Raw genomic sequence first — 25,230 nt, 5'->3', positions numbered from 1 at the left:
CCCTCGACTTCGACAGTAAACAGGCTATATAGAAGAGAGATAACTGTTCTGTTGCTGTAACTTAAAGGAACCATCATGAAGTTGGATGACGACATTCACAATTATTACGAACACCTGGTGCTTGAACGAATCGCAAAATTAAAGCTGGATAAAGATAAATCTACTGATTATATAGCTGATTTGTGCTGCCTTGCATTGAACCAGGTACCGCCAAGGTACATTCGATACGAAGTGGATATGGCTTTTTACCTGCCGCAAAGCGAACGCCAGCAAATGGAGATGAACGTGGAATATGCCGTAGAGAAAGCGATTAACTTTTTAAATCAGTCGCAGGAAAGAAAGCCTGCTTAAGAGAGGGTGGCAGGCCTCCAGCCACATCCCGGCACATGAGTCGTCTGCTGCGGCTGCTCCCTTCCGGGCCTGACCGAGTCCACAGAGTATCATTGCGAGAGGACCAAAAGCCCACCATAGAAACTTGCTCAATGGCGAGAGGCTGAAAGCGACTTACCATTGGAGCGGCGCATTATGAACAAGTGCGCGTTAACTTTCAAGCTTTGCCGGTAAATCGTTCCTCAGCAATCATATTTGCTACACGATTGGTGGCTTTTTGTTCTGTTTCGGCTCTTTCGAATATTTCATTCAATGTCTCGCCGATTTGTTCAATATGCTCGCGCATGGCGTCATTGGAGGAAGATTCCATGCGTTGATGGTAAATATCGATAACGCCGCCAGCATTAATTACATAATCTGGTGCATACAAAATGCCGCGTTCACGCAAGACATCACCGATATCTTCTCGCGCCAATTGATTATTGGCCGCGCCAGCAATTACCTTGGCTTTTATGGTAGGTAGGGTTTCATCATTGATAGATGCGCCTAACGCACAGGGCGCAATGACATCCACGTCTAAGGTATAAATGTCTTCTGGGGCCACTGCGGTTGCATTAAATTCTTTAACGGCACGCTCTACCCCTTCAGGATAAATGTCTGTTACAAATAATTCAGCGCCTGCTTCATGCAAATGTTTAGCTAAACGATAACCAACATGTCCCATTCCCTGGATCGCAACCTTTATCCCTTTAAGATCGCTTTTAAGCGCGTAACTGACCGCCGCTTTCAATCCAACAAACACACCATATGCCGTAGAAGGCGCAGGATTTCCATCAGGTTGTTCGCCAGCATAATGATATTGCGCTTTGGTACCCGCAATATACTGGGAATGTTCTGCCATTTGCTGAAGATCTGTTACTGCAATCCCTGAATCTTCAGCCGTAAAATACTTCCCACCTAAAGAATCAACAAACTTACCCATTGCTGCCATCATCTGCGGGGTTTTCTGCTTACGTGGGTCGCCGATAATAACGGACTTACCGCCACCCAACTTTAGGTTAGCCATCGCAGCTTTATAAGTCATGCCTTTAGAAAGACGTAATACATCTGTCAGCGCTTCCGCACTATCAATGTACGGCCACATGCGACAACCACCCAGAGCAGGACCCAAATTGGTATTATGGACGGCAATAATTGCACTTAGACCCGCCTCTTCATCGCGGTAAAACGCCACATGTTCATGGTTGGCAAATTCAGGGTGATCAAAAACAGACATACGGGCTCATTCGTTGCAAAAAGTTTACGTTATCTTAGCGTAACAGCTTGAGGACGTACCTTGCTAAGTTTAAGAGCGGAATTTACAAGCAGCAATGAAGCTCTTATTATTCTTCCTCGTGCTAGGATGTATATCCTAGATTTGATTTTATTATATAATACCCATCACAATAATTAAGAGCTTCCCCTACATGAAACTTGATAAATTTGATCGCGAGATACTTCGCGTTCTACAGCAGGATGCAACGATATCAATGGCCGATTTAAGTCAGCGTGTGGGGTTATCTCATACGCCCTGCTGGCGTAGAGTCAAACGTATGGAAGCCGACGGTATAATCCTGCGCAAAGTGACATTGTTAAATAGCAAGAAGCTTAACCTTGGGGTCTCGGTTTTTATTTTTGTCACTTTGAAAAATCATGATGGAGACTCACTCACTGACTTTGAGAACGCAGTTCAATCCATAGATGAAGTTGTTGAATGCCACACTACCAGTGGCGAAAAGGATTATCTTTTAAAAGTAGTAGTAGAAAGTATTGAGGAATATGAATCTCTGCTGAAGACAAAGCTTACTCATTTACCGCTGGTCGATCATCTCAGTTCCACATTCGCGCTAAAGCAGGTAAAAAACACCACCGAATTACCCATCAAAAATCAATAAGCAATCCGGCCTTGAATCTGCGGCGCTCTACTGAGAGTCAGTTTGATTTTCCGGGGCCGCCTGTTTAAAGGCATCAAGTGCATTGCAATTTTCTGCTATCTTGCTAATCAGCGGAAACTGGTGCATGTTAACTCCGAACCGCCGGGCATTATAGACTTGTGGCACCAGACATACATCCGCCAGAGTCACATCAAAGTCGAAGCAAAATTTCCCCGCCTGCGTTTGCAGGCGGCTTTCGATTGCCCGAAAGCCTGTTTCTGTCCACTTTCTTACCCACTGCGTAGTGGCGTCATCACTGGCGTTAAACTGACTTTTAAGGGCGTTTAACACACGAAGATTGCCCAACGGTTGAATATCACACGCAATGTCCTGCGCCAAAGCCCGCACGCTGGCCCGTTCAAGCGTATGCTTTGGAAGCAACGGGTAAGCATCGTAATAACGCTCATCAAGATACTCAATGATACTGAGCGATTGTGTGAGAATAATGTCTTCATCTTCATGAACCAGCGTAGGCACCAAGCGAGCCGGATTTAAGCGTTGATAGTGCTCTGAATGTTGCTCTCCGCCGTCTTTTGCCAGGTGAACAGGTACATAGTTATATTTTAACCCTTTCAGGTTTAGCGCAATTCGTACTCGGTAAGAGGCAGATGAGCGCCAATATCCGTATAAAGTTAGATTCATTATGCCTCCTTACTATGCAGGCTCTTTCAAGCATAACCTATTTTAAAGGTTTTACCTGCTGGTCTATTGCTCCGAAAATACTCACACCTGTTTCATCCAGCATTTCGATACGAATGCGATCGCCAAATTGCATAAAAGGCGTGGAAGGCTTCCCATCTCGAATGGTTTCGATCATGCGAACCTCAGCAATACAGGAATATCCTACTCCACCTTCGTCGATTGAAGAGCCGTAATCAGTGCCTTGTTTGTTGGATACCGTTCCTGATCCGATTATCGCACCTGCGCGAAGATTTCTGGACTTCGCTGCATGGGCAATCAGTTGGCCGAAGTGGAATGTCATATCTTCACCGGCGGCGGGTTTTCCGAACAGTTTGCCGTTGTAAGTAGAACGCAGGGGATAGCTCAGTTTTCCATCTCGCCAAGCATCGCCTAGCTCATCAGGCGTCACGGCTACCGGAGAAAAGCTTGAAGCTGGCTTCGACTGGAAAAAGCCAAATCCTTTTCCAAGTTCGCCTGGAATCAATCCCCGTAGCGATACATCGTTGACCAACATCACCAGTCTTATTTTCTCCAGCGCCTGAATATCCGAACAGCCCATCGCCACGTCATCAATAATAACAGCCACTTCACCTTCGAAATCAATGCCCCATTCGTCGCTCGGTAGGATGATGTCGTCATAAGGCCCGATAAAGTCATCTGAGCCTCCCTGATACATTAGTGGATCGCTCCAGAAGCTTTCGGGCATTTCAGCGCCTCTGGCTTTTCTCACCAGTTCAACGTGATTAACGTAAGCGCTCCCATCCGCCCATTGAAAAGCGCGAGGTAACGGAGATGCGCAACGTGCTGCTTGAAACGCTTCGCTCTCAACAACATTGTCGTTTAGCTGTTTATAACGCTGTTGAAGTGCATCTTCAACGTGCTGCCAGTTGTCCAGCGCCTGTTGCAACGTGGCGGCAATATCAGATGCATCGCATGTTCTCTGTAAATCTCTTGAGACCAACATCAATCGCCCATCGCGGGAGCCGTCTTTATAGGTCGCCAGTTTCATGAATATTCCTATTTCTGTGTTTCACTGTCTTGAGCGCGCCAGCTATATACATAGTCGGGGTTTTCCACCGCTTTTGCAGCATCACCGACTGTCAGGGCATCACGGGTATCAAGCATAACGGCAACTTCGTCGGTAAAGGTTTTCTTATGGGCGCGGCCGGCAGCAAATGCTTTCGGGTGGGGGCCGTGGGTAAAGCCAGCGGGATGGAATGTCACCATCCCTCTTTCGATATTGTCACGGCTGAAAAAATCGCCTTCATGATAAAAAAGCACTTCATCGTAATCATCGTTACTGTGATAGAAAGGAACCTTAAGCGCGCCGGGATCACTTTCAATTGGCCGGGGCACAAAAGTACAAATTACGAAACGTGCGGCCACAAACGTAGTATGTGCAGATGGCGGCAAATGGTAGCGATGGCTCATGATGGGGCGAATGTCTCGCCAGTTTAAACGCACTACACTCAAATCGCCGTGCCACCCGATAGCATCTAATGGATTATAAGGATAGGTGATGCGTGATACCTGCTGATGGCGTTTAACTTCTACCTGCCAGGTATCTTCGTCCTGCTGAGCCAGAAATGCGTCATTAATTTGAGGCGTGTCTAACACTGCAGGGTCAAAAATTGCGTGTCCGCCAAGCATCCCTTTTTCCGGTAACTGATAAGCATCATTAGTCGCTTCAATCATCAGCAGTTGCATTGGCTTGGCAGGCTCTAAACGCCACATGGTCGAACGCGGTATTACAATATAATCGCCTTGGCTTACCGGTAAATGCCCGTAGTCACAGAACAGCGTTCCCTCACCTTCGTGAATAAACAACAAATCGTCGCCGTCTGCGTTACGTGCCAGCGTTGTCATTGGCTTCGCACAATGCCACAGCCGATACTGGCAATGCGCATTGCTCAATATAAGGGGAGCACCAAAAGGACTCGTAGAATCAGACTTACACCCTTTGCTGCTCAAATTATTTAAATCGAAGGCCCGCGGACGCAATTCTCCTTCCCACTCCATCCAACCAGTAGGTGCATGCTTATGATGCATATGAGCGGCAGGACCAAAAAAGCCGCTACGCCCAATTTCCCGTTCGTAAATCCCTTCTTCAGGAAAATCGGCGTGAGCCTGGCGGGAGTGCGTGCCCTGGCTTGTGGGAAAGGAGATCCAGTTACGCATTTTCCTGCTCTTGTGAAATTACGCCGCGCCGAATTTGGTCCTGTTCGATAGATTCGAACAATGCCTTAAAGTTACCTTCGCCGAAACCTTCATTGCCTTTGCGTTGAATGATTTCGAAAAACACAGGGCCGATAACGGTATCAGTGAAAATTTGTAGTAAAATTCCATCTTTCATAGGAGCGCCATCAATAAGAATACGCAGATCCCGAAGTTGCTGAAGACTTTCACCGTGGCCTTCTACTCGTTCGTTAACTGCTTCATAGTAGGTGTCTGGTGTATCCATAAATGCCAACCCACGAGCTTTAAGATCGGCAACTGTTCTATAAATATCATTGGTTGAAAGCGCAATGTGCTGAATGCCCTCCCCTTTATATTCTTTGATGAACTCCTCAATTTGTGATTTATCATCTGAAGATTCGTTGATAGGAATGCGGATTTTCCCGCACGGTGATGTCATGGCTTTACTTACCAGCCCCGTCAGCTTGCCTTCAATGTCGAAGTATCGGATTTCACGAAAATTGCCAATTTTTTCGTAAAAATTTGCCCACACCGCCATATTTCCGCGGCGCACATTGTGAGTGAGGTGATCGATGAACTCCAGCCCGGCATCCGCCGCTGCAACTTTTTCTTCCCATCCATCGTAAAATCTGAAATCTACCTCATAGATATTCGCATCGCCGTATCTGTCGATAAAATATAATGTACTTTCACCAATGCCATACACAGCGGGAATGTTGAGCTCCATCGGCCCTAGATTACCGACAAACTTTTTAGCTCCATTTGCCAGCGCATGCTCCAGCGCTATTCCTGCATCCTTCACACGAAATGCCATTCCACACACACTGGGGCCGCGCAAACGTGCAAATTCTTCGGCCTGAGAAGCGGGTTGAGCATTGACGATAAAATGAATATCGCCTTGTTTATACAACCACACGCGCTTGGATTTATGTTGAGCCACTTCGGCAAAACCCAGGGAAGTAAAAAGCGTTTTTAACGCATTAATGCCCTGTTCATCAGCAGCGGTATATTCAACAAATTCGAATCCGTCTGATCCAAGTGGGTTATACGAATAATCTGCGTTTGCCATTTTTTCGGCCCTTGTTAACAATTATTTTTCATACTAAACATCATTATTAACAAACAAGCCAGCCCCCACAATTATAGGAGCAAGAACAAAAGAAAGGAGAATGCGTACATTAATCTTGACGAGAAGGGGTGATCAGAGGGGAAAGAGGCAGAATTCACGCTTTACCGTCGAAGTAAAGCGTAAATCTACACGGACAGAGCGTATCTAAAGCTTTACAGTGGCTTTATTGATACCATAATCGCGCAGCTTATTGGCGATTGCGGTATGACTCAAACCCAGCTTTTTCGCCAATTGGCGAGAACTGGGATAAGAAGGATATAGCCTTCGCAACAATTCCTTTTCAAACTTTTTTACTTCCTCGTCCAGGGTCCCATCAAAATTTTCGTCAATATAGGTGACGCTGGGTGCGCAGTCCGGCAACTGAACATCTTCCTTGGTAATTTCATTGCCATCTAACAAAGAAAGTGCGCGATAAAGCGCGTTCTGTAACTGCCTGACATTACCCGGCCACGGATATTGCTGCAGAAATTCTACACAGGATTTACTTAGTTTAGCCGGACGCCGCCCCAATTTGCCGCTGTGTTGCGAAATAAAAGATTCTGCCAGGGCGACAATATCGGGACGTCGTTCTTTAAGAGAGGGAACGACAAGACTTAGCACGTTCAAACGGTAGTACAGCTCCTTTCTAAACAGGCCATCTTCCACCAGCTGCCCCAGATCCCGACATGTTGTACACATGAATCGCACATCAACTGCTACCGTCTTATTATCACCCACCCGTCGAAACTCGCCGTTTTCCAATACCCGCAAAAGCTTGGCCTGAAGCTGCGCAGACATATCAGCAATTTCATCAAGCAGTAAAGTACCGCCAGCAGCCAGCTCTAACAGTCCAGCTTTGCCTGTAGGCTGATTGAATGCGCCCGCGGCGTAACCGAATAATTCGGTTTCTGCCACGCTGTCAGGTAATGATGCACAGTTAAGTGCTAAAAATTCACCCTGGCTGCGCCGGCTGGCTTGATGACAGGCGCGGGCAATCATCTCTTTTCCTGTACCGGTTTCGCCAAAAATGAGAATAGGCGCATCTAAGTCCGCTATCTGCTTGGCTTCTTTTATGGTTTTACGCATGGCCTGTGAGGCAACTACGAAATCGTCAAAACTGTCAGTTTCCGGTTGATGGAAGGCGCTGAACTGTTGCCCTAATCGCATTTCTGATTTCAGTATGACTACCGCCCCTGCCATTATTGTCTGATGTTCCCCATCAGGCACTACAATGGGTAATATATCTGCCAGATAATCTTGCTGAATAAACTTTACCTTGGTGGATTGGGCGGGCGTATTTTTTCCTTCCATCCAACGCATGAAATTGAAGCCCTTTACCAGTTCCTGAATGTCTGTCCCTTCGACATCATCAAAGGTCATTTCAAGTCCGCTGGTAACCGCATCATTACACATTACCACCCACCCCTTAGTATCAATTGAAAACACCGGGTCGGGTAAAGTACGCAAAATGGCAGAGAGTTGGTTTCGCTCTCTCTCGCCGGGCATATAGGGAGTAGTTTTAACGTCATCTATGCCGTTTATGCGGCGAATCTGAGGCATTAAATGCTGAAAGTCGGCAAACTCAATGTTAGGGAAATTGAGAAAAATTTTACCTCCTTCGTCAATTTCAATGCCGCGCAAGTCTATTTCGTGAGTTACAAGAATATCTAACACGTCCTGAGTGATCCCAAGACGGTCCTGACAACTAATCTCTAAACGCATAACCAATTCTTCATGTAAAGTTATTTTTACAGCATATCACATTTTTATAACAGTAAAAGTAGAAAAATTGGGATGATATAAAGGATAGGTAGAGAGGTTTTACTGCCAGCGGCAAGTAACCCTGCCGCTGATTTACTACCCGGCTTGTTTTTCTTTGGGTGCAAAAAGAGGCTCAAACAACCCTTTTTGTTTTGCCTCTGCGACTAAAGCCATAATGTCAGCCTCTGCAAGAGTGAACAGGTCACCGAAATCATCAAGTATGTAGTATAAGGGCTGCATGATGTCGATGCGGTAAGGCGTTCGCAGCGCATCAATTGGATTCATCGGTTTGCGAAGTGGCGTGTCACTTTCAAGCGCATATAAGGTTTCACCCGGCGAAGAGAGAATTCCTCCCCCATAAATGCGCGTTCCTTGCGAGGTGCTTACTAGTCCAAATTCTACGGTAAACCAGTAAAGTCGCGCGAGGTAAACTCTGTCCTCTTTGTTAGCGGCCAGCCCCAGCTTACCGTAGGTATGGGTAAAATGCGCAAATGCGGGATTAGTGAGCAGCGGACAATGACCGAACACTTCGTGGAAAATATCCGGCTCTTGCAGGTAATCGAATTCAGCGCGATTGCGGATAAACGTAGCCACCGGAAACTGCTTGTTCGCCAGCAACGTGAAGAACGCCGTAAAGTTAATGAGTGCTGGTACCTCAGCAGTTTCCCAACCAGTACAAGCTCTAAGTGTTTTATTGATTTGGGGTAATTGCGGAATGCCGCCTTTACAAAGATGAAGCAGCTCCAGACCATCAAGATATTCCTGACATGCCCTACCCTGAAGGAGATTTAACTGTCGATGGCACAGTTCGTCCCAGATTTGGTTTTCCTCATCGCTCCAGGCTATCTTCCCATGCGCATCTGATTGACGCGATTGGTACGGCGTAGATTTCGACATAACTTAACCTTTGCGTAAATCCTAAGTTACCGTCTAGTGTAATGAAAATCGAAGGCCGAGAAAGGAAAGTACGTAAACCTGCGCAGCTGTCTTACGTAACAATATATTTACATTATGATTATGTCGCGCTATAAAAAGACCGCGCAACAGAAAAGGCAGCGGGCGCTGCCTTGTAGCAAATTTTAAGCGTATTAAAGCCGGCTAATTTCCCGGTTTAACTGAAATTCTCTGGAGGTGACATATTTTTCCATATTGCGAAGACGAAGTTCAGAATCCTTAAACCGGTCGCTTATATCGCGAAATGCCTGTTTGGGCGGTTCCCCTGCTTGCCATACGTTACGCTTTACTTCCACCTTATGACCTTTACCCGCATCGCTGGTTTTATTGCGCCAGCCCTTGCCTTCGTGGAAAGGATCTATTACCAGCTCTTCATTAAGGTTTATAGGCTTTTTATCCAGGATAAACCATCCAGCAACGTAGGCTACAACCATAAAAGCTCCGGCGAGCAAAAAAAATGCCGTGACAAATAATATGCGAACCAGCCATCTTTCAATACCAAAATAATTAGCCACACCAGAACATACGCCTGCTATACGTGCATTTTCCGTATCTCTGAACAACTGTTTACGATGATTCATGCGCGGTTCCTCCACTGCGGGGACTCATTGTCGAGAATCGCTTCCAATGTCTGGATCCGTTCAGACATTTTTTCGGCCTTCTCGGCTAATTCCTGTAACGCCGCGTATTCTTCTGCCGTTAGTCCCTGATTAACCTGTCTTTTACTTCTGTAATGCAAAATCAGCCAAATTGGTGCTACAAAAATCGTAAACAGGATTAAAGGGGCTATGATTAACGCTAAAATTCCGTCATCCATTTTTCATTACCTCCGATAATTTTAATGTGCTCGCATTCTTGGCGCTCCTGTTGCCGTGATCATAGCAACAGGGAGCCAACAGAGACTTATTCCACGTTGTTGTTAGTTTTATTTAATCTCGCTTTCAGTGCAGCAAGTTCTTCATCAATCTTCTCACTGCCTTCCAGTTCAGCAAATTCGTCATTTAACGTCTTTTTGCCTAAATCGTAAGCTTCCACCTGAGACTCAAGATCATCAATTTTTCGCTCATACTGTTCAAAGCGACCCATGGCAGCATCTACTTTTGAACTGTCCAACGTGCGTTTGACTTCCAGCCGCGAACTCACCGTTTTCTGGCGCATAATAATCGTTTTTTGACGACTCTTAGCATCGGCCAGCTTATCCTGGAGTTGAGAAACTTCATCCTGAAGTTTAGAGATTTGCTCTTCCACACCGGCTAATTCTTGTGTCAGCGTGGCTGCCGCTTCTGCAGACTTTTTCTTTTCCTGTAAAGCTGCGCGCGCTAAGTCTTCACGATCCTTGCTTAACGCCAGTTCTGCTTTCGCGGCCCAGTCACTCGCATCAGATTCATACTTATTGATCTGCGCTGTAATTTCCTTTTTACTGGCAATAGTTTTTGCAGAGGCTGAACGTACCTCTACCAGCGTGTCTTCCATTTCCTGAATGATCAAACGAACCATTTTCTCTGGATCTTCAGCCTTATCCAGTAATGCGTTAATATTAGAGTTCACTATGTCAGTGAAACGCGAGAAGATACCCATAATTATTACCTCTAACTCGTCTTAAGGGATATGCACAATGGCATAGGTTGAATATACCTATTCAATATACTTGCCAACTTCGTAAGTTTTTAACCTTATGTATTATAACGCGATTTTAGAAACTAAATAGTTGTCGTAAGCGGACACTTTTTCATCTACACTACTATTTAGTCGAAATGACTAAATTTTAAGGAATATAATGAGTAGATTTCGCCAACAGGAAAATTTGTTGGGCCAGGCAAATAGTTTCCTGGAGGTACTTGAACAGATTTCACAAATTGCCCCTCTGAGTAAGCCTGTGCTGGTAATCGGCGAACGCGGCACCGGCAAAGAACTGGTCGCTGCTCGTCTTCATTACCTTTCGCAGCGTTGGGATCAGAATTATGTGAAACTTAACTGTGCAGCGTTAAATGAAAATCTGCTGGAAAGCGAGCTATTCGGCTATGAAGCAGGCGCTTTCACTGGCGCAGCCAAACGCCGGGAAGGCCGCTTCGAAATTGCCCATAACGGTACCTTATTTTTAGATGAGCTGGCAAATACACCCAGTCTGGTGCAAGAAAAACTGCTTCGTGTTATTGAATATGGGGAATTTGAAAGAGTTGGCGGCAGCAAAACGTTGAAAACCGACGTGCGCTTAGTTGCTGCCACCAATGAAGATTTACCCGCACTAGCGGAAGCTGGCGAGTTTCGCGCTGATTTGCTTGATCGGCTTGCCTTTGATGTCATCACCATTCCTCCGCTCAGGGAGCGGCGCGAAGATATCTTACTATTGGCTGAAACTTTTGCCATTAATATGGCACGCGAAATGGAAATGGAATTGTTCAGCGGCTTTACTGAAAAAGCCAAGCGTACCTTGTTAGACTATCACTGGCCGGGGAACATTCGAGAACTCAAAAATGTTGTTGAACGCGCTGTGTACCGTTGCAATAACCCGCACCTTCCGGTGCATGAGGTGATTCTTGATCCCTTCGAGTCAGCATTTAGGCCAAGCTCCCGTATTAAAGCGCCTGCTCAGAAGCTTTCGCAAACGGTTGCAACTGAAGCTGTAGCCACACCTCCCCCACCTCCGGCAGAAAGAGCTTCCGCCAATGAGCCTGTTGCAGCGGAGCGTATAGACGTTGAATATCCTATCGACTTAAAAGAACGCTCACAACAGTTCGAAATCGACATGATTCGTCAGGCATTGGCAGACAGTCAGTATAATCAGAAGAAGACGGCGGACAAACTTAGCCTGACGTATCACCAGCTACGCGGTTACTTGAAAAAATACAATTTGCTCGATTCTTCCGCTGAATCCGTGGAGTCATGTTAATGGCTGCAGCGCAGGCGATGCTTTGGGTTTTTATTATCGTTGCTCTCGCATTCGTAGGCGGCTGTTCGCCCACTGAAAAAGATGCCTATTACCGGTCAGGCATTATTTACTGTTCTGAAAGTAATCCGGTGAATTTCAACCCTCAGCTAGATACCTCCGGCACCACATCTGATGCCACGTCGCATCAAATCTATGACCGCTTACTCGATTTTGAACCTGAAACTGGCCACATCGTGCCGAGCCTTGCGAGTAGCTGGTTAGTCTCAGACGACGGTTTAACCTATGCTTTTCAACTCAGGCAGGGTGTGAAGTTCCATCACACAGATTATTTTACGCCTACGCGAGATTTCAACGCTGACGATGTGATTTTCAGCATTAACCGGTGGCGGCTCCCTTCACATCCTTATCACAATGTATCCGGCGGTCGCTATCCCTACTTCGAAAGCATTGGTTTGGCTGACAACATTGCTAATGTCGAGCGGATAAACGGCTACCGCGTAAAGGTGAAATTATACGAAAGAGACAGTTCTTTTCTGGCAAACTTAGCCACTGATTTTTCCATTGTTTTATCTGAAGAGTATGCGCAACGCCTTATGGAAGCGGGCGTTCCAGAGCAAATTGACCACTTTCCTATCGGCACTGGTCCATTTCAGTTTGAAAGCTACCGTAAAGATCATTTCATTCGTTACCACCGCAACGATTTATACTGGGGTGAAGGGAACAGCGCTGAACGGCTGATTTACGACATCACCGCCAAAAGCTCTATTCGTATGGCAAAACTCATCACTGGCGAGTGTGATGCCATCGCTTTTCCTGCACAAACGGAGCTGGACATTATTCGTAACCGGGAAGGTCTGGCGCTGGCTGAAAAGCCTGGCTTAAATGTAGGTTTTTGGGCTTTTAATACTCAGCGCCCGCCTTTTGATAACCCTGATGTGCGCCGGGCGCTAGCGTATGCAGTAGATAAAAACACCTTGCTGGAAGCCGTGTATTTTGATAGCGCAACCCGTGCCAAAACCCTGCTACCCCTGGCAAGCTGGGCCTTCCAAAGCGATGCTGAAGATACGCCTTACAATCCTGTGTTAGCCAGAAAATTATTGGATGAAGCAGGAATAGAACCTGGCTTTACCATGACAATCTGGGCTATGCCAGTGGAACGGGCTTATAATCCTAACGCAGCTAAAATGGCAGAACTTATTCAGCGCTATCTAGCTGATGTCGGCATCCGTGCCAATATTGTGACCTACGACTGGACAACATTTCGCCGCCACTTGCGTGAAGGGCTGCATGACTCGGTACTTATTGGTTGGTCTGCAGATAATGGCGACCCCGATAATTTTTATCGTCCTCTATTAAGCTGCGGCGCCATTCCCTCTGGAACCAATCGTGCGATGTGGTGCAATAAGCAGTACGATGATTTGCTTAATCGCGCTCTGCAGACTGAAGATATGGAACAACGTAAAGCTATTTATCAAAGAGTAAATCGCCTGTTACACGAGCAATTACCGGTTGTACCTATTGCTCATGCTTATCGTTATCAAGCTTATCGCAAGGAGCTGCAGGGTATGGTGATTAACCCGTATGGTGGGGTTAGATTCGGTGGAGTGACGAAGGAATTGTGATTAAAATTTTAACCCGGTATATCACGCTGTTTGTACTAACGCTGCTGGTTCTGGCGATATTATCCTTTTCGCTCGCGTATTTATTTCCCGGTGATGTACTGGTAAACCTGACGGGAATTACGCCTCAAAATAATATGCAGCGGGATGCGCTAATCCGGCAATTTAAGTTAGATCAGCCTTACGTATTTCAGTTTATTTATTATTTGGAGCAACTACTCAGCGGCGATTGGGGTTATAGTTTTATTTCTGGCTTGCCGCTACGGGAAGAAATAGGCATCGCCATGCCCGCCACTATCGAACTTAGTACCTATGCTATGTTCATCGCTCTGGTCATTGGCGTTCCTATCGGCTGCTATGCGGGTTTAAGAAGCTATACAGCAGGTGATTACGCAATAAATTCTGTCAGCATGATAAGTTATTCTTTCCCTGTTTTTTGGCTGGCGTTAATATTTATCCTGATATTCAGTTTGCAATGGGGTATTGCGCCACTTTCCGGTCGTATAAGTCTTTTGTTTGATGTTCCCAACCACACCGGTTTTGTGATGATAGATATCATGCTGGCTGATAACATCGATAAAGCGCTCGCCTATAAAGATGCGCTACAGCATTTGGTATTGCCGACACTCGCCATCGCCATTATTACCACGGCATCAATGATACGAATTACCCGTAGATCCATAATCGAAGTATTAAATAAGCCTTATATCACTGCTGCCCGCTCTCGCGGATTATCAAAATGGCAGATATTCACCCAACACATATTGCGAAACGCGCTACTGCCCATATTACCGTTAATGGCAATGCAGATTACAACTCTCATAACCAATGCCATGATTGTAGAAACACTTTTTTCCTGGCCAGGTATTGGCAACTGGCTTATTCAAGCCATATATCAACGAGATTACCCGGCTCTACGTGTAGGTATGTTCGCCGTAGCATCAGTGGTTGTCACTTTAACCATACTCATTGATTTCTTTAATCGCGTAATCGATCCAAGCAGAGAAAAATTCGAACGTGGCACAGTTTAGTTTATACGAAGAAGAATACCATCCTTCGCCCTGGCATAGAACGTGGAGGGAGTTCCGTTCCAGTCATGTAGCCTTTGTCGGGCTTATGGTGTTAGGCCTGTTCTTCTTTTTTTCAGTGTTTGCTCCTCTTGTGGCGCCGTACGCTCCTCTTGAACAAAACATTGATGCATTGCTCATCCCGCCCAGTTGGGAGGTAAATGGGTCAATTTCTCATCTGTTCGGTACTGACGCATTAGGGCGAGACGTTTTTTCCCGCATCATTTATGGCTGCAGGGTAACTTTCGGAACCAGTCTGGTGCTGGTGATATTAGCCATGGTGATTGGCGTTGCCGTGGGCACATTAGCCGGTATGTTAAGCGGCGTTCGTTCCAGCATTATTAATCATCTGCTAGATGCTCTTATGGCCATACCTACCCTGCTCATCGCTATTATTATTGTGGCAATATTGGGCAGCGGTCTTATCAACAGCATGTGGGCAATAACGCTGGCGCTTACTCCTCAGTTCGTCCATCACACCCGCTCCTTTGTACGAGCAGAGATGAAAAAGGAATATGTACTGGCATCCAGACTCGACGGGGCCAGCTATTATCAATTGTTTCTTCACTCTATTTTGCCCAACATGATTGAGATGCTGGTGGTACAGGGTACGCTAGCGCTTTCTATCGCCATTATTGATATTTCAGCCCTGGGATTTCTTAATCTTGGCGCACAACCGCCTCTGCCTGAACTGGGTGCCATTCTTGCTGATGGGTTAGATGTCGCCTATTTGGCACCCTGGAATGTCGCTCTTCCTGGTCTTTCAATTTTTTTAATGGTGCTAGCTATTAATATCGTCGGTGACGGTTTGCGCTCAGCCCTCAGAAAAAGGATAAGCCGCTAATGCCAATGCTTGATATTAAAAATATGACACTGGAAATGGAAACCAGTGCCGGTTACGTGAAAGCGCTGGACAAGGTAAACTTAACCATCAACACGGGCGAAATACGTGCTCTTGTTGGCGAATCGGGTTCAGGAAAAAGCCTGATTGTTTCGGCCATTTCCGGCGCTATTCCTCCGCAATGGCGGGTTACGGCAGATCGTATGAGCTGGAGAGGAGAAAACCTGCTGACGATGAGCAGCGAAGATCGCCGCGAGATAATGCGCAGAGACATCGCAGTAGTATTCCAAAATCCTATTACCGCGTTAGATCCTTCAGCCACGCTGGGCGAGCAATTGGAAGAAAGTGTTCCTGACGAACTGGTGGAAGGCACCTGGTTTTGGGAACGTAAAAGAAGTCGTCGAAAAACCGCCATCAGTACTGTGCACAAAGTAGGAATAAAGCAGCATAAGCATTACTTAAATGCCTATCCTCATCAGATCCCTACTGACACCGGGCAAAAATTCATGATTGCCATGGCACTCGTGTCCCAACCGAAATTGCTTATTGCCGACGATCCCACCCGGGGTATGGAGACAACCACAAAGACCAAAGTGCTGAAACTTTTCACGCAGTTAAATCAGACGAAATCCCTGTCAATATTGTTTATTAGCCATGACTTGCTCGCCATAGCCAGCATGTCTCACACTTTGACTGTGCTTTATTGTGGTCAAACGGTGGAATCTGGAAAGATGAAGCGTGTTCGTAAGCGCCCACTGCATCCCTATACCCAGGCCTTACTGGATAGCGCCCCAAGCTTTCGTAAGGATCTGCCGCCGAAATCTACGTTACCCACTTTGGAAGGCACCATTCCATCACTCCAACATGTACCCATTGGTTGTCGGTTGGGCCCGCGTTGCCCGCGCGCCCAAAAAGACTGCGTGGTCACCCCGGCAGTTCGGCGGATTCATGATCACACGTATAGCTGTCATTTCCCGCTGCATATGGAAAAACTATGAGCGAGATAATGCATGTTCAGGGGCTGATTTTCAGGCATAGCAGTAAGAAAAAATGGTTAAAAAAACCAGAGGTGTTTGAGCTCGGGCCGATTGAACTATCGGTTAAGCGTGGCGAAACTATTGCCATCATTGGCGAAAATCGGTCTGGTAAATCCCTGTTGGCAAAAATGCTGGTAGGCGCTGTCGCTGCCGATGAAGGTGTAATTCATTTAAGTAATGAGCGTTACAACGCCGCCCGCAAAAAAACTACAAAAAGCTACAATCGCAGCAATGATATTCGCATGATCTTCCAGCACAGCAGCGAGGCCATGAATCCTGGAATTCCCGCGGGTATGATATTGGATGAGCCGCTGCGACTAAACACCAAGATGACGGAAAATGAACGTAAAGCCGCAATTGAAGATACATTGGTTAAAGTGGGATTACTTCGCGAACATTACTATTTCTATCGCCACATGTTGTCAGATGGTCAGCAGCAGCGAATAGCTCTTGCTCGTGCAGTTATTCTGCAACCTAAAATTCTGGTCGCCGACGAACCGTTTGCGGCATTAGATCCCTCTATTCGATCTCAATCGGTGAACCTGATTTTGAAGCTACAAGAGGAAATGGGTCTGGCGTTTATTTTTATTTCTCATAATTTAGGGATCGTCAGGCATATTGCTGACAAAGTCATTGTTATGGATAACGGACAAATTGTCGAATCAGGAAAGACCGAGACCATCTTCCGATGGCCTCAACATGAGATGACGAAAAAGCTGATTCTGGCGTATCAGTCTCTGGTACCTCAGCAAACGCTAAACTAACCTACCAGCGCCAGTAAAATTCCCGCGGCAACAGCAGAACCCAACACGCCTGCAACGTTCGGCCCCATGGCATGCATCAACAGGAAATTGTGAGGATTGGCTTCAAGTCCGACTTTATTTACCACTCGTGCAGCCATGGGTACGGCAGAAACGCCTGCCGCACCAATTAACGGGTTAATGCTTGTGCGACTAAACTTACTCATTAGTTTTGCCATAAGCACCCCCGACGCAGTACCAATAGCAAAGGCGGTAGCGCCGAGCGCCAATATACCCAGGGTTTCTAGAGTCAGGAATTTTTCTGCCGACAGTTTTGAGCCTACCGCCAGCCCGAGAAAAATGGTCACGATATTTATCAGTTCATTTTGAGCAGTATGACTTAAACGTTCTACCACCCCACTTTCCTTCATTAAGTTACCGAAACAGAACATGCCTACCAATGGCGTAGCGCTAGGTAGAAACAAAATAGTCAGAAACAATACTGCCAGCGGAAAAATGACTTTTTCTTGCTGAGAAACATGGCGTAACTGCGCCATTTCTATTTGCCGCTCTTCTTTGGTAGTCAGCGCTTTCATAATGGGTGGTTGAATAATTGGCACTAACGCCATGTACGAATACGCGGCAACGGCAATCGCACCCAGCAGCTCAGGGGCTAGCCGCGACGCCAGAAATATTGCGGTAGGACCATCTGCACCGCCGATAATAGCAATAGCGCTTGCATCCTTTAAAGAAAAGTCAAAGCCGGGAATAAAGTTAAGCGCAATAGCCCCGAAAAGTGTTGCGAAAATACCAAATTGTGCCGCAGCGCCTAACAGCAACATTCGCGGATTGGCAATAAGAGCACCAAAGTCGGTCATTGCGCCAACACCCATGAATATCAACAACGGAAATATACCGGTGTCGATTCCAACTGCGTAGATGTAATGCAGCAGCCCGTTGGCTTCGGTAAAACCCGCTAGCGGAATATTGGTTAACAGCGCGCCAAAACCGATTGGCAGCAACAGCAGCGGCTCGAACTTCTTTACTATCGCCAGGTACAGCAGTAATCCGCCTACGCCCATCATGATTAACTGTCCGATTTGAAAATGCGCCAGCGCCGTGCTCTGCCAAAGTATATTTAACTTTTCCATGCTCTACTGCAACTGTATCAATGGTTGACCGTTTGAAACCGCATCTCCCTCTTTCACCAGAATCTGCTGCACCGTTCCCTCTACGGCGCTGCGTATTTCGGTTTCCATTTTCATGGCTTCCAGAATCATTACGATGTCACCCTTGGCTACGGAGTCTCCGCTGGCAACCAACAGCTTAAAGACATTTCCGGACAGAGGCGCATCTACAGTAGCGCCACCAGGTTTTGCTGCCATCGGCTCGGTTTTCTGTGGAGAAGATGAAGTAGGTTCAACACTTGTCAGCGCTCCAGAAGCCGCCACTTCCACGCGATAAACTTTCCCTTCGACTTTGACATCATAAGTGGCTGAGCCTGTATCGGTGGTAGAGTCTTGCAACCCGTCTTCTTTTTCTGCAATGACATTATGCTTACTATTGTCATCTGTCGGTGCCGGTTCAAATGCTTCAACGTTGCCGCGATTTTGTAGAAACTTAAGCCCGACTTGCGGAAACAGGGCGTAGGTCAGCACGTCATCAATTTTTTCACTCGCTAAACGAATCGATTTTTGTTGAGCCAATTCGTCTAATTCTGCAGTTAGCTTTTCAATTTCAGGTTTAATTAAGTCGGCTGGGCGGCAGGTAATTGCCTCTGCGCCATCGAGCACCCGTTGCTGCAGTTCCTGATTTACCGGTGCGGCCGTGCGCCCGTACTCTCCTTTTAATACTCCCGCAGTTTCTTTACTAATGCTTTTATATCTTTCGCCAGTAAGTACATTCAGCACCGCTTGTGTGCCTACTATCTGCGATGTGGGTGTAACCAGAGGAATAAAACCTAAATCTTCTCTTACCTTAGGAATTTCGTGTAATACTTCATCAAATCTGTCTTCTGCGCCTTGCTCTTTAAGCTGGTTCTCCATGTTTGTCAGCATGCCGCCGGGTACCTGCGCAATTAAAATCCTGGCATCAACGCCTTTCAAACTTCCTTCAAACTTGTTGTACTTCCTTCGTACCCGTCGGAAATAGCCGGCAATCTTTTCAAGTTCCACAAGAGAAAGCGCTGTATCGCGCTCTGTGCCTTCTAAAATAGAAACGATAGTCTCAGTAGCAGTATGACCGTAAGTTCCGCTCATAGAAGATATAGCCGTATCTACCATATCAATGCCAGCATCAATAGCCTTCTGATATGTTGCGGTGCTAAGCCCGGTAGTAGCATGACATTGCATGGCGATAGGAACCTGCACTGACTGCTTCAAACGCGTTACCAGTTCCTCGCAGACGTAGGGCTTGAGCAGTCCTGCCATGTCTTTAATACAGATAGAATGAACGCCCATATCTTCAAGCTGTTTGGCCATATCCACCCAGCCATCAGTATCGTGCATGGGACTGACCGTGTAAGAAAGCGTCCCCTGAGCGTGAGCGCCGCAATTAATGGTAGCGCTAATGGCAGTTTGAAGATTCCGAATGTCATTCATTGCGTCAAAAATCCGAAAGACATCGACGCCATTGGTGTGAGCGCGTTCGACAAACCGAGTCACAACATCATCAGCGTAATGGCGATAACCCAGCAGGTTTTGTCCCCGTAACAGCATTTGCTGAGGCGTCTTTGGCATTGCCTCTTTCAGTGCCCGAAGCCGCTCCCAGGGATCTTCTCCCAGATAGCGGATACAAGCGTCAAATGTGGCGCCTCCCCACGATTCGATAGACCAATAGCCTATCTCGTCTAGTTGTTTAGCGATGGGCAACATGTCTTCAATGCGTAGCCTGGTAGCAAGGAGCGACTGGTGGGCGTCTCGCAGTACCAGTTCAGTAATAGCCAGAGGTTTAGACATGATAACTCCTTGTACGGTTAGCGGGGCTTATTGCGATGTGCATGAAGTGCAGCAGTGATTGCCGCGACAGTATGATGATCAATTGTCGGATTGTGGCTCAAGGTCGGGTGACTCTCAGGTTTACCTGATGTTTCTGATTCGCTGCGTGGAAAGCGTGCACACAATTTGGCAATAGCCGTAATAGCACCAATCAGCAGTGCCAGAAAAGCAAAAACAACCCCCATTCCTACGCCCATTAATACGGCAGATTCTTTGAGTAAATTGCCAATAGTTTGCGCTTCCATGACATCACCTTATGCATTGAGTCTTTCGATAATTATCATCCCATCGCGTACAAACGGAACAATAGCAGTCACTATGCCGAAATAATAGTGATATGGGAACCTGTCAAATAATACTAATCCGCATTGATGCAGGAATTCCCAGGCCTTTCAAACCAATGTCACGCAGGAGAATAGATCCGCAACGAGCAGGGATAAAATTCACAGTATCAGTCCGATCCCTCAGCGAGTACTAAGTCACCTCTGGTTAAGGCGCTTGAATGAAGAAATTATACTAATCCACATTGAGGTGTGGTGAGCTCAGAGACAGAGTGGGGAATGTCGGATTCGAATAATCTAAAGGCAAAACGTTAAAACGATGAATGCGCGGCTTATGATTCAGCTAGCAGGTATCAGGGCAAGTATGAAGGAAAAAATATTCAGCAGTCACAGGAATAAGCAAATATCTCATCCGAAACGCCGCAAAATCGTTCCTGATGGCTCTGCTGGAGCATCCAGGCTCCAGAAGCTCGGCTAAGAAATCTTCACTTATCGCTTAAAAACGATTCGCGATCTCTACCTGAGGTGATTGGCTGTGTAGCGTGTGAGGGAGGATTAACCGGGTTAAGCTGCCGTCGTCCCTTCGCCGAGGCGCTAAATTCTATTCGCTATCGCTATAATCACGCCGAACCTCTAGCCGGTTCTCATCCTCATACATTACATAAAAGAAAACCCACCAAAAGGTGGGTTTTCTTTATATGGCGCGTGTGGAAGGATTCGAACCTCCGACCGCCTGGTTCGTAGCCAGGTACTCTATCCAGCTGAGCTACACACGCTTTAACTTTACTTCTACTACATTAAGCAGAAGGTGACATTTTAATAAGTGGCGCGTGCGGAAGGATTCGAACCTCCGACCGCCTGGTTCGTAGCCAGGTACTCTATCCAGCTGAGCTACGCACGCGCAAAACTTGTTTTGACTGTCACTATCAATAAAACTAAATGGCGGAGAGGGAGGGATTCGAACCCTCGATACCAGTAATAGGTATGGTTCCTTAGCAGGGAACTGGTTTCAGCCACTCACCCACCTCTCCGGAACGTGGGGCGCATTTTACGGATTCACTCAAAGGTGTCAAACCTTTTTTTAACGAATGACGCTCACCTGCTGGCATTTTAAACAAATTAGGGTCAAAACCAAATCTTTATTAATACAGAACGAAAAAAGGCTGGTAAAAACCAGCCTTAATCTTCTTTAACTATTCATTATCCGGAGTGCCAGGCTGACCACTTTTTTCTGCCTGAATCCGCATATAAATTTCTTCACGATGAACCGATACTTCTTTAGGCGCATTCACACCAATTCGCACCTGATTCCCCTTAACTCCTAGTACAGTAACTGTAACCTCGTCACCTACCATTAGAGTTTCACCAACACGACGAGTCAATATAAGCATTCGCTTGCTCCTGTTCCTTATTTGTGAACAAATCCATTTAAAAAAACCATTTCATTAGCACGACCCAATGATGGTGACAGTGATTCCCTGTTTTTGTGTCACTTCAAAAACTCACTGCTTTAAGACATTCAGATTATAGCTTATCTACTAACCAAGAGGTAACTGAGTCGAGTGCAACAGCCAAGTTTTCGGGTTGATCGCCGCCTGCTTGAGCCATATCTGGTCGGCCGCCACCTTTACCACCTACTTGAGAAGCGACGTAATTAACCAGTTCACCTGCTTTCACTTTACTGGTTAATTGTTTAGTGACTCCTGCAATCAGATTCACCTTACTTTCATTCGCTACACCTAATACTACGATGCCTTCACCAATTCGGTTTTTAATATCGTCCATCATTCCACGTAGCGACGATGCTTCGACACCCTCAACGTTGGTAACAAGGACCTTAACGCCATTGATATCAACGGCTTGACCTAGTATGTCAGCACCTTGCTGACTGGTAAGTTTTTGCTTCGCTGCACTTAACGCTTTTTCCAGTTCTTTGTTTTGCGACTGCAACGCGCCAACCCGTTCAAGCACGCCTTGCGTATCCGTTTTCAGCAAAGCGGAAACCCGGCTTAGCAGCGCCTGCTGCGCCTGAATGTAATCAATTGCCGCTGCACCAGTAATCGCTTCTATACGGCGAACTCCGGAAGCAATTCCGCTTTCAGTGGTAATTTTGAACAGCCCGATATCGCCCGTGCGACTGACATGGGTACCGCCGCAAAGCTCAACAGAAAAAGGCCCCATGGTGACAACACGCACTTTCTCATCGTATTTCTCGCCAAATAACGCCATAGCACCGGACGCCTTAGCCGCATCCAAATCCATTAACTCGGTGGTTAACGAATGATTAGCGCGTATTTCTTCGTTCACACGCTGCTCTATTATAGTCAGTTGGGCGTCCGTCACCGCTTCAAAATGAGAAAAATCGAATCGCATACGTTGCGCTTCAACCAGTGAACCTTTTTGAGATACATGCTCACCAAGAATTTCCCTCAGCGCTGCGTGCAACAGGTGGGTGGCACTATGATTTTTCTTTACGGCTTCACGATTGGCTTTATCAATGCTGGCACTGGCTTTATCACCTTTTCTTATTTCGCCGACTACTTTTCCCTTGTGAGCAAAAGCATTACCCAGCTTTTGCGTATCTGTCACAATGAACTCACCGTTGGCGACTTTCAGAATGCCTTTATCACCGCTCTGTCCACCGGATTCAGCGTAGAACGGCGTCTGATTTAGCACCACAACCCCTTCCTGGCCGTCTGACAATGCTTCGCAAAGGCGGTTATCCGCTATCAGTTCAATAACCTCAGCTTCGCCTTCCACATCAACGTAGCCGGTAAACTGCGTCTGATGCTCTATCTTCACCATATCGTTGTAGTTAGCACCGAACTGGCTTGCCTGTTGCGCTCGCTCACGCTGAGCTTGCATGGCTGCTTCAAAGCCGGCTTCGTCGATTTTTAAATCGTGTTCCCGGGCAACATCGTTAGTAAGATCAACCGGAAAGCCATAGGTATCGTACAGCTTAAAGATAACGTCACCGGGAATCGTATCGCCATCCAGTTCCGCCAGCGTATCATGTAGCATCGCCATACCACGGGCCAGCGTCTTGCTAAACTGCTCTTCTTCCACGCGCAGAACTTTTTCGATAACCGGCTGCTGATCCACCAATTCGGGATACGCCTGGCCCATTTCTTTGGCTAATGCCGCCACCAGTTTATAAAAGAAAATATCATTGGCACCCATTTTATAACCATGGCGCACGGCGCGGCGAATTACCCGGCGCAATACATAACCCCGGCCTTCATTGCTGGGCATGACGCCATCACAAACTAAAAAGCTGCAAGACCGGATATGGTCGGCAATAACGCGCAGGGATTTATTTTCTAAATCATCAGTTCCGACAATGTCTGCAGATGCTTTAATCAGGTTTTGGAACAGATCTATTTCGTAGTTGCTATGCACGTTCTGCAAAATAGCAGAAATGCGCTCCAGCCCCATACCGGTATCAATCGAAGGCTTGGGCAAAGGCTCCATGGAACCATCAGCCTGCTTGTTATACTGCATGAATACCAGGTTCCAGATTTCAATGAAGCGATCACCATCTTCTTCTGGCGAACCTGGAGGACCGCCCCAAATGTGCTCGCCGTGATCATAAAAAATCTCTGAACAAGGACCGCACGGGCCGGTATCACCCATAGACCAGAAATTATCTGAGGTATTGATGCGAATGATTTTTTCGGCGGGAACGCCAATGTCATTTTCCCATATAGCAAAAGCTTCATCATCTTCTGCAAAAACGGTGACAAGTAACTTTTCTTTAGGCAGCTTCAGTTCTTCTGTCAGGAACGTCCACGCGAAAGTGATCGCTTGCTTCTTAAAATAATCACCAAAGCTGAAATTGCCCAGCATTTCGAAAAAGGTGTGATGGCGAGCGGTATAGCCGACATTTTCTAAATCATTGTGTTTACCACCAGCGCGCACACATCGTTGCGACGACACCGCTCGGGTGTAACTCCGTTTTTCTGCGCCCAGAAAGACATCTTTAAACTGGTTCATCCCTGCGTTGGTAAATAAAATTGTAGGATCATCTGCTGGAACCAGTGATGAACTTGCCACCGGCTGATGGCCATGTTTTTTAAAGTAGTCGATAAACGTCTGGCGTATTTCAGCAGTTGATAATGTCATTGAATCCTAACTTCCTATTTGATTTAACAGCGATGGCTAGCGTAAAAACCCGCGTAGATTGAAACTCGCGCGCGCACACCCGGGTGGGCGCAACAATATCACGGAATAACGCTTATTGTTAAGCGCTTAGCGGCCAATTCACTCGCCGTTTATCGCGTATTGAATTTGCGAATGCGTAAAACCGCGGTAGCGTAAAAACTGCATTTGCTTCTGACGTTGCTTTACATCTTCTGGTAAGGCCAAGCCGAACTTCTTTTCTTTGGCTGCCAGTGCTAACGCAAACCAATCTGTATCGGCCTCTGCAATGGCGGCGTTAATGATATCTTCATCAATATCATGCTGCGACAACTCGTTTTTTAAACGTACTGGCCCCACCCCGCGATGTTGCAACGAACGAATTTTTGCTTCAGCGAAACGAGCATCGCTCTGAACACCTGTTTCGCGTAGCTCCGTGACAATGGGAACACATTCCCGCTCATCATAACCTTTCAACGTTAATTTGCGCAGAATTTCCACCACAGAATGCTCTCGTCGCGCAAGCATGCGAATAATCGCTTCGGTAATGATTTTTCGATTGGAGTCTGACATGTTTATCCGTTGCTTATAGCTTCCTAAAAACCGTATTGTTGATGAC

At 46.6% G+C, this 25,230-nt stretch carries 24 protein-coding genes, 3 tRNA genes and 1 other RNA gene; 8 read left to right on the top strand and 20 right to left on the bottom strand.

The features are described 5' to 3' along the window. Positions 1–75 precede the first annotated feature (75 nt). Entirely contained in the window at positions 76–351 is a 276-nt protein-coding gene (locus tag CA267_RS14665; RefSeq protein ID WP_075610526.1) for a late competence development ComFB family protein, read from the top strand. A gap of 12 nt (positions 352–363) precedes the next feature. Here the strand turns inward: CA267_RS14665 and ffs are convergent. After that, an RNA gene (gene ffs / locus CA267_RS14660) (signal recognition particle sRNA small type) lies at positions 364–460 on the bottom strand. Between the two features lie 87 nt (positions 461–547). Beyond that, entirely contained in the window at positions 548–1,606 is a 1,059-nt protein-coding gene (locus tag CA267_RS14655; protein WP_075610527.1) for a Glu/Leu/Phe/Val dehydrogenase dimerization domain-containing protein, read from the bottom strand. 190 nt (positions 1,607–1,796) lie between these two features. Here CA267_RS14655 and CA267_RS14650 point away from each other — a divergent pair, with 190 nt between their 5' ends. Next, entirely contained in the window at positions 1,797–2,264 is a 468-nt protein-coding gene (locus CA267_RS14650; protein WP_075610528.1) for an Lrp/AsnC family transcriptional regulator, read from the top strand. A 27-nt stretch (positions 2,265–2,291) separates the two neighbouring features. Here CA267_RS14650 and maiA read toward each other — a convergent pair whose 3' ends face one another. From maiA to pspA, 9 genes are all read right to left on the bottom strand, one after another. Beyond that, a complete protein-coding gene (gene maiA, locus CA267_RS14645) occupies positions 2,292–2,945 on the bottom strand; it encodes a maleylacetoacetate isomerase (RefSeq protein WP_075610529.1) in 654 nt (217 codons plus the stop codon). A 37-nt stretch (positions 2,946–2,982) separates the two neighbouring features. After that, positions 2,983–3,993 (bottom strand): fumarylacetoacetate hydrolase family protein, encoded by a 1,011-nt coding sequence (locus tag CA267_RS14640; protein WP_075610530.1) that lies wholly within the window; start codon positions 3,991–3,993, stop codon positions 2,983–2,985. A gap of 8 nt (positions 3,994–4,001) precedes the next feature. After that, the gene (locus tag CA267_RS14635; protein WP_075610531.1) at positions 4,002–5,162 is read right to left on the bottom strand and encodes a homogentisate 1,2-dioxygenase; all 1,161 of its coding nucleotides are present in this window, start codon (positions 5,160–5,162) and stop codon (positions 4,002–4,004) included. Further along, on the bottom strand, positions 5,155–6,249 hold the full coding sequence (hppD, locus tag CA267_RS14630) for a 4-hydroxyphenylpyruvate dioxygenase (RefSeq protein WP_075610532.1): 1,095 nt from the start codon (positions 6,247–6,249) through the stop codon (positions 5,155–5,157). The genes CA267_RS14635 and hppD overlap by 8 nt, the downstream gene beginning before the upstream one ends. Before the next feature lie 204 nt (positions 6,250–6,453). After that, on the bottom strand, positions 6,454–8,010 hold the full coding sequence (tyrR, locus tag CA267_RS14625; RefSeq protein WP_075610533.1) for a transcriptional regulator TyrR: 1,557 nt from the start codon (positions 8,008–8,010) through the stop codon (positions 6,454–6,456). A gap of 135 nt (positions 8,011–8,145) precedes the next feature. Next, positions 8,146–8,946 carry a phenylalanine 4-monooxygenase gene (gene phhA, locus CA267_RS14620; protein WP_075610534.1) on the bottom strand — a complete coding sequence of 267 codons (801 nt, stop codon included), beginning with the start codon at positions 8,944–8,946 and terminating at the stop codon, positions 8,146–8,148. A gap of 191 nt (positions 8,947–9,137) precedes the next feature. Continuing rightward, positions 9,138–9,584 (bottom strand): envelope stress response membrane protein PspC, encoded by a 447-nt coding sequence (gene pspC, locus CA267_RS14615; protein WP_075610535.1) that lies wholly within the window; start codon positions 9,582–9,584, stop codon positions 9,138–9,140. Next, entirely contained in the window at positions 9,581–9,820 is a 240-nt protein-coding gene (gene pspB / locus CA267_RS14610; protein WP_075610536.1) for an envelope stress response membrane protein PspB, read from the bottom strand. The genes pspC and pspB overlap by 4 nt, the downstream gene beginning before the upstream one ends. 86 nt (positions 9,821–9,906) lie before the next feature. Next, positions 9,907–10,581, bottom strand: coding sequence for a phage shock protein PspA (gene pspA, locus CA267_RS14605; RefSeq protein ID WP_075610537.1), 675 nt, complete (start codon positions 10,579–10,581; stop codon positions 9,907–9,909). A gap of 199 nt (positions 10,582–10,780) precedes the next feature. On the opposite strand from pspA, the gene pspF reads away from it, so the two are divergent. The 6 genes from pspF to CA267_RS14575 are packed head-to-tail and all read left to right on the top strand — an operon-like array spanning position 10,781 to position 17,221. Continuing rightward, complete coding sequence (pspF, locus tag CA267_RS14600) at positions 10,781–11,893, top strand: phage shock protein operon transcriptional activator (protein ID WP_075610538.1); 1,113 nt, start codon at positions 10,781–10,783, stop codon at positions 11,891–11,893. 17 nt (positions 11,894–11,910) lie between these two features. Continuing rightward, positions 11,911–13,515, top strand: a complete 1,605-nt coding sequence (locus tag CA267_RS14595) for an ABC transporter substrate-binding protein (protein WP_075610809.1) — start codon at positions 11,911–11,913, stop codon at positions 13,513–13,515. Continuing rightward, positions 13,512–14,543, top strand: coding sequence for an ABC transporter permease (locus CA267_RS14590; protein ID WP_075610539.1), 1,032 nt, complete (start codon positions 13,512–13,514; stop codon positions 14,541–14,543). Before CA267_RS14595 ends, CA267_RS14590 begins: the two co-directional genes overlap by 4 nt. After that, entirely contained in the window at positions 14,530–15,423 is an 894-nt protein-coding gene (locus tag CA267_RS14585) for an ABC transporter permease subunit (protein ID WP_075610540.1), read from the top strand. The genes CA267_RS14590 and CA267_RS14585 overlap by 14 nt, the downstream gene beginning before the upstream one ends. Then, complete coding sequence (locus CA267_RS14580; RefSeq protein ID WP_075610541.1) at positions 15,423–16,418, top strand: peptide ABC transporter ATP-binding protein; 996 nt, start codon at positions 15,423–15,425, stop codon at positions 16,416–16,418. Before CA267_RS14585 ends, CA267_RS14580 begins: the two co-directional genes overlap by 1 nt. After that, positions 16,415–17,221 (top strand): ATP-binding cassette domain-containing protein, encoded by an 807-nt coding sequence (locus CA267_RS14575; protein ID WP_075610542.1) that lies wholly within the window; start codon positions 16,415–16,417, stop codon positions 17,219–17,221. Before CA267_RS14580 ends, CA267_RS14575 begins: the two co-directional genes overlap by 4 nt. Here CA267_RS14575 and CA267_RS14570 read toward each other — a convergent pair. The 9 genes from CA267_RS14570 to CA267_RS14530 form a co-directional block, all read right to left on the bottom strand. Continuing rightward, complete coding sequence (locus tag CA267_RS14570; RefSeq protein WP_075610543.1) at positions 17,218–18,348, bottom strand: sodium ion-translocating decarboxylase subunit beta; 1,131 nt, start codon at positions 18,346–18,348, stop codon at positions 17,218–17,220. The two genes, CA267_RS14575 and CA267_RS14570, sit on opposite strands and share 4 nt — an antisense overlap. Before the next feature lie 3 nt (positions 18,349–18,351). Then, positions 18,352–20,154 carry a sodium-extruding oxaloacetate decarboxylase subunit alpha gene (gene oadA, locus CA267_RS14565; RefSeq protein ID WP_075610544.1) on the bottom strand — a complete coding sequence of 601 codons (1,803 nt, stop codon included), beginning with the start codon at positions 20,152–20,154 and terminating at the stop codon, positions 18,352–18,354. Positions 20,155–20,171: 17 nt separating this feature from the next. After that, positions 20,172–20,438: an OadG family protein gene (locus CA267_RS14560; RefSeq protein ID WP_075610545.1), complete on the bottom strand. Its 267-nt coding sequence runs from the start codon at positions 20,436–20,438 to the stop codon at positions 20,172–20,174. 735 nt (positions 20,439–21,173) lie between these two features. Then, positions 21,174–21,250 (bottom strand) — tRNA-Arg (locus CA267_RS14555). A gap of 48 nt (positions 21,251–21,298) precedes the next feature. Next, positions 21,299–21,375, bottom strand: a tRNA-Arg gene (locus CA267_RS14550). Positions 21,376–21,414: 39 nt separating this feature from the next. Further along, positions 21,415–21,505: transfer RNA gene (locus CA267_RS14545), tRNA-Ser, on the bottom strand. Between the two features lie 162 nt (positions 21,506–21,667). Beyond that, positions 21,668–21,865, bottom strand: a complete 198-nt coding sequence (gene csrA, locus CA267_RS14540) for a carbon storage regulator CsrA (protein WP_075610546.1) — start codon at positions 21,863–21,865, stop codon at positions 21,668–21,670. Between the two features lie 133 nt (positions 21,866–21,998). Further along, positions 21,999–24,596: an alanine--tRNA ligase gene (alaS, locus tag CA267_RS14535; protein WP_075610547.1), complete on the bottom strand. Its 2,598-nt coding sequence runs from the start codon at positions 24,594–24,596 to the stop codon at positions 21,999–22,001. A 138-nt stretch (positions 24,597–24,734) separates the two neighbouring features. Further along, a complete protein-coding gene (locus CA267_RS14530; protein WP_075610548.1) occupies positions 24,735–25,184 on the bottom strand; it encodes a regulatory protein RecX in 450 nt (149 codons plus the stop codon). Positions 25,185–25,230 lie beyond the last annotated feature (46 nt).

Origin of the sequence: Alteromonas pelagimontana (genome assembly GCF_002499975.2) — a bacterium.
Classification (GTDB): Bacteria; Pseudomonadota; Gammaproteobacteria; order Enterobacterales; family Alteromonadaceae; genus Alteromonas; species Alteromonas pelagimontana.
Note: the sequence above shows the minus strand (reverse complement) of the source record. Positions and strands in the feature narration are given on the sequence as shown.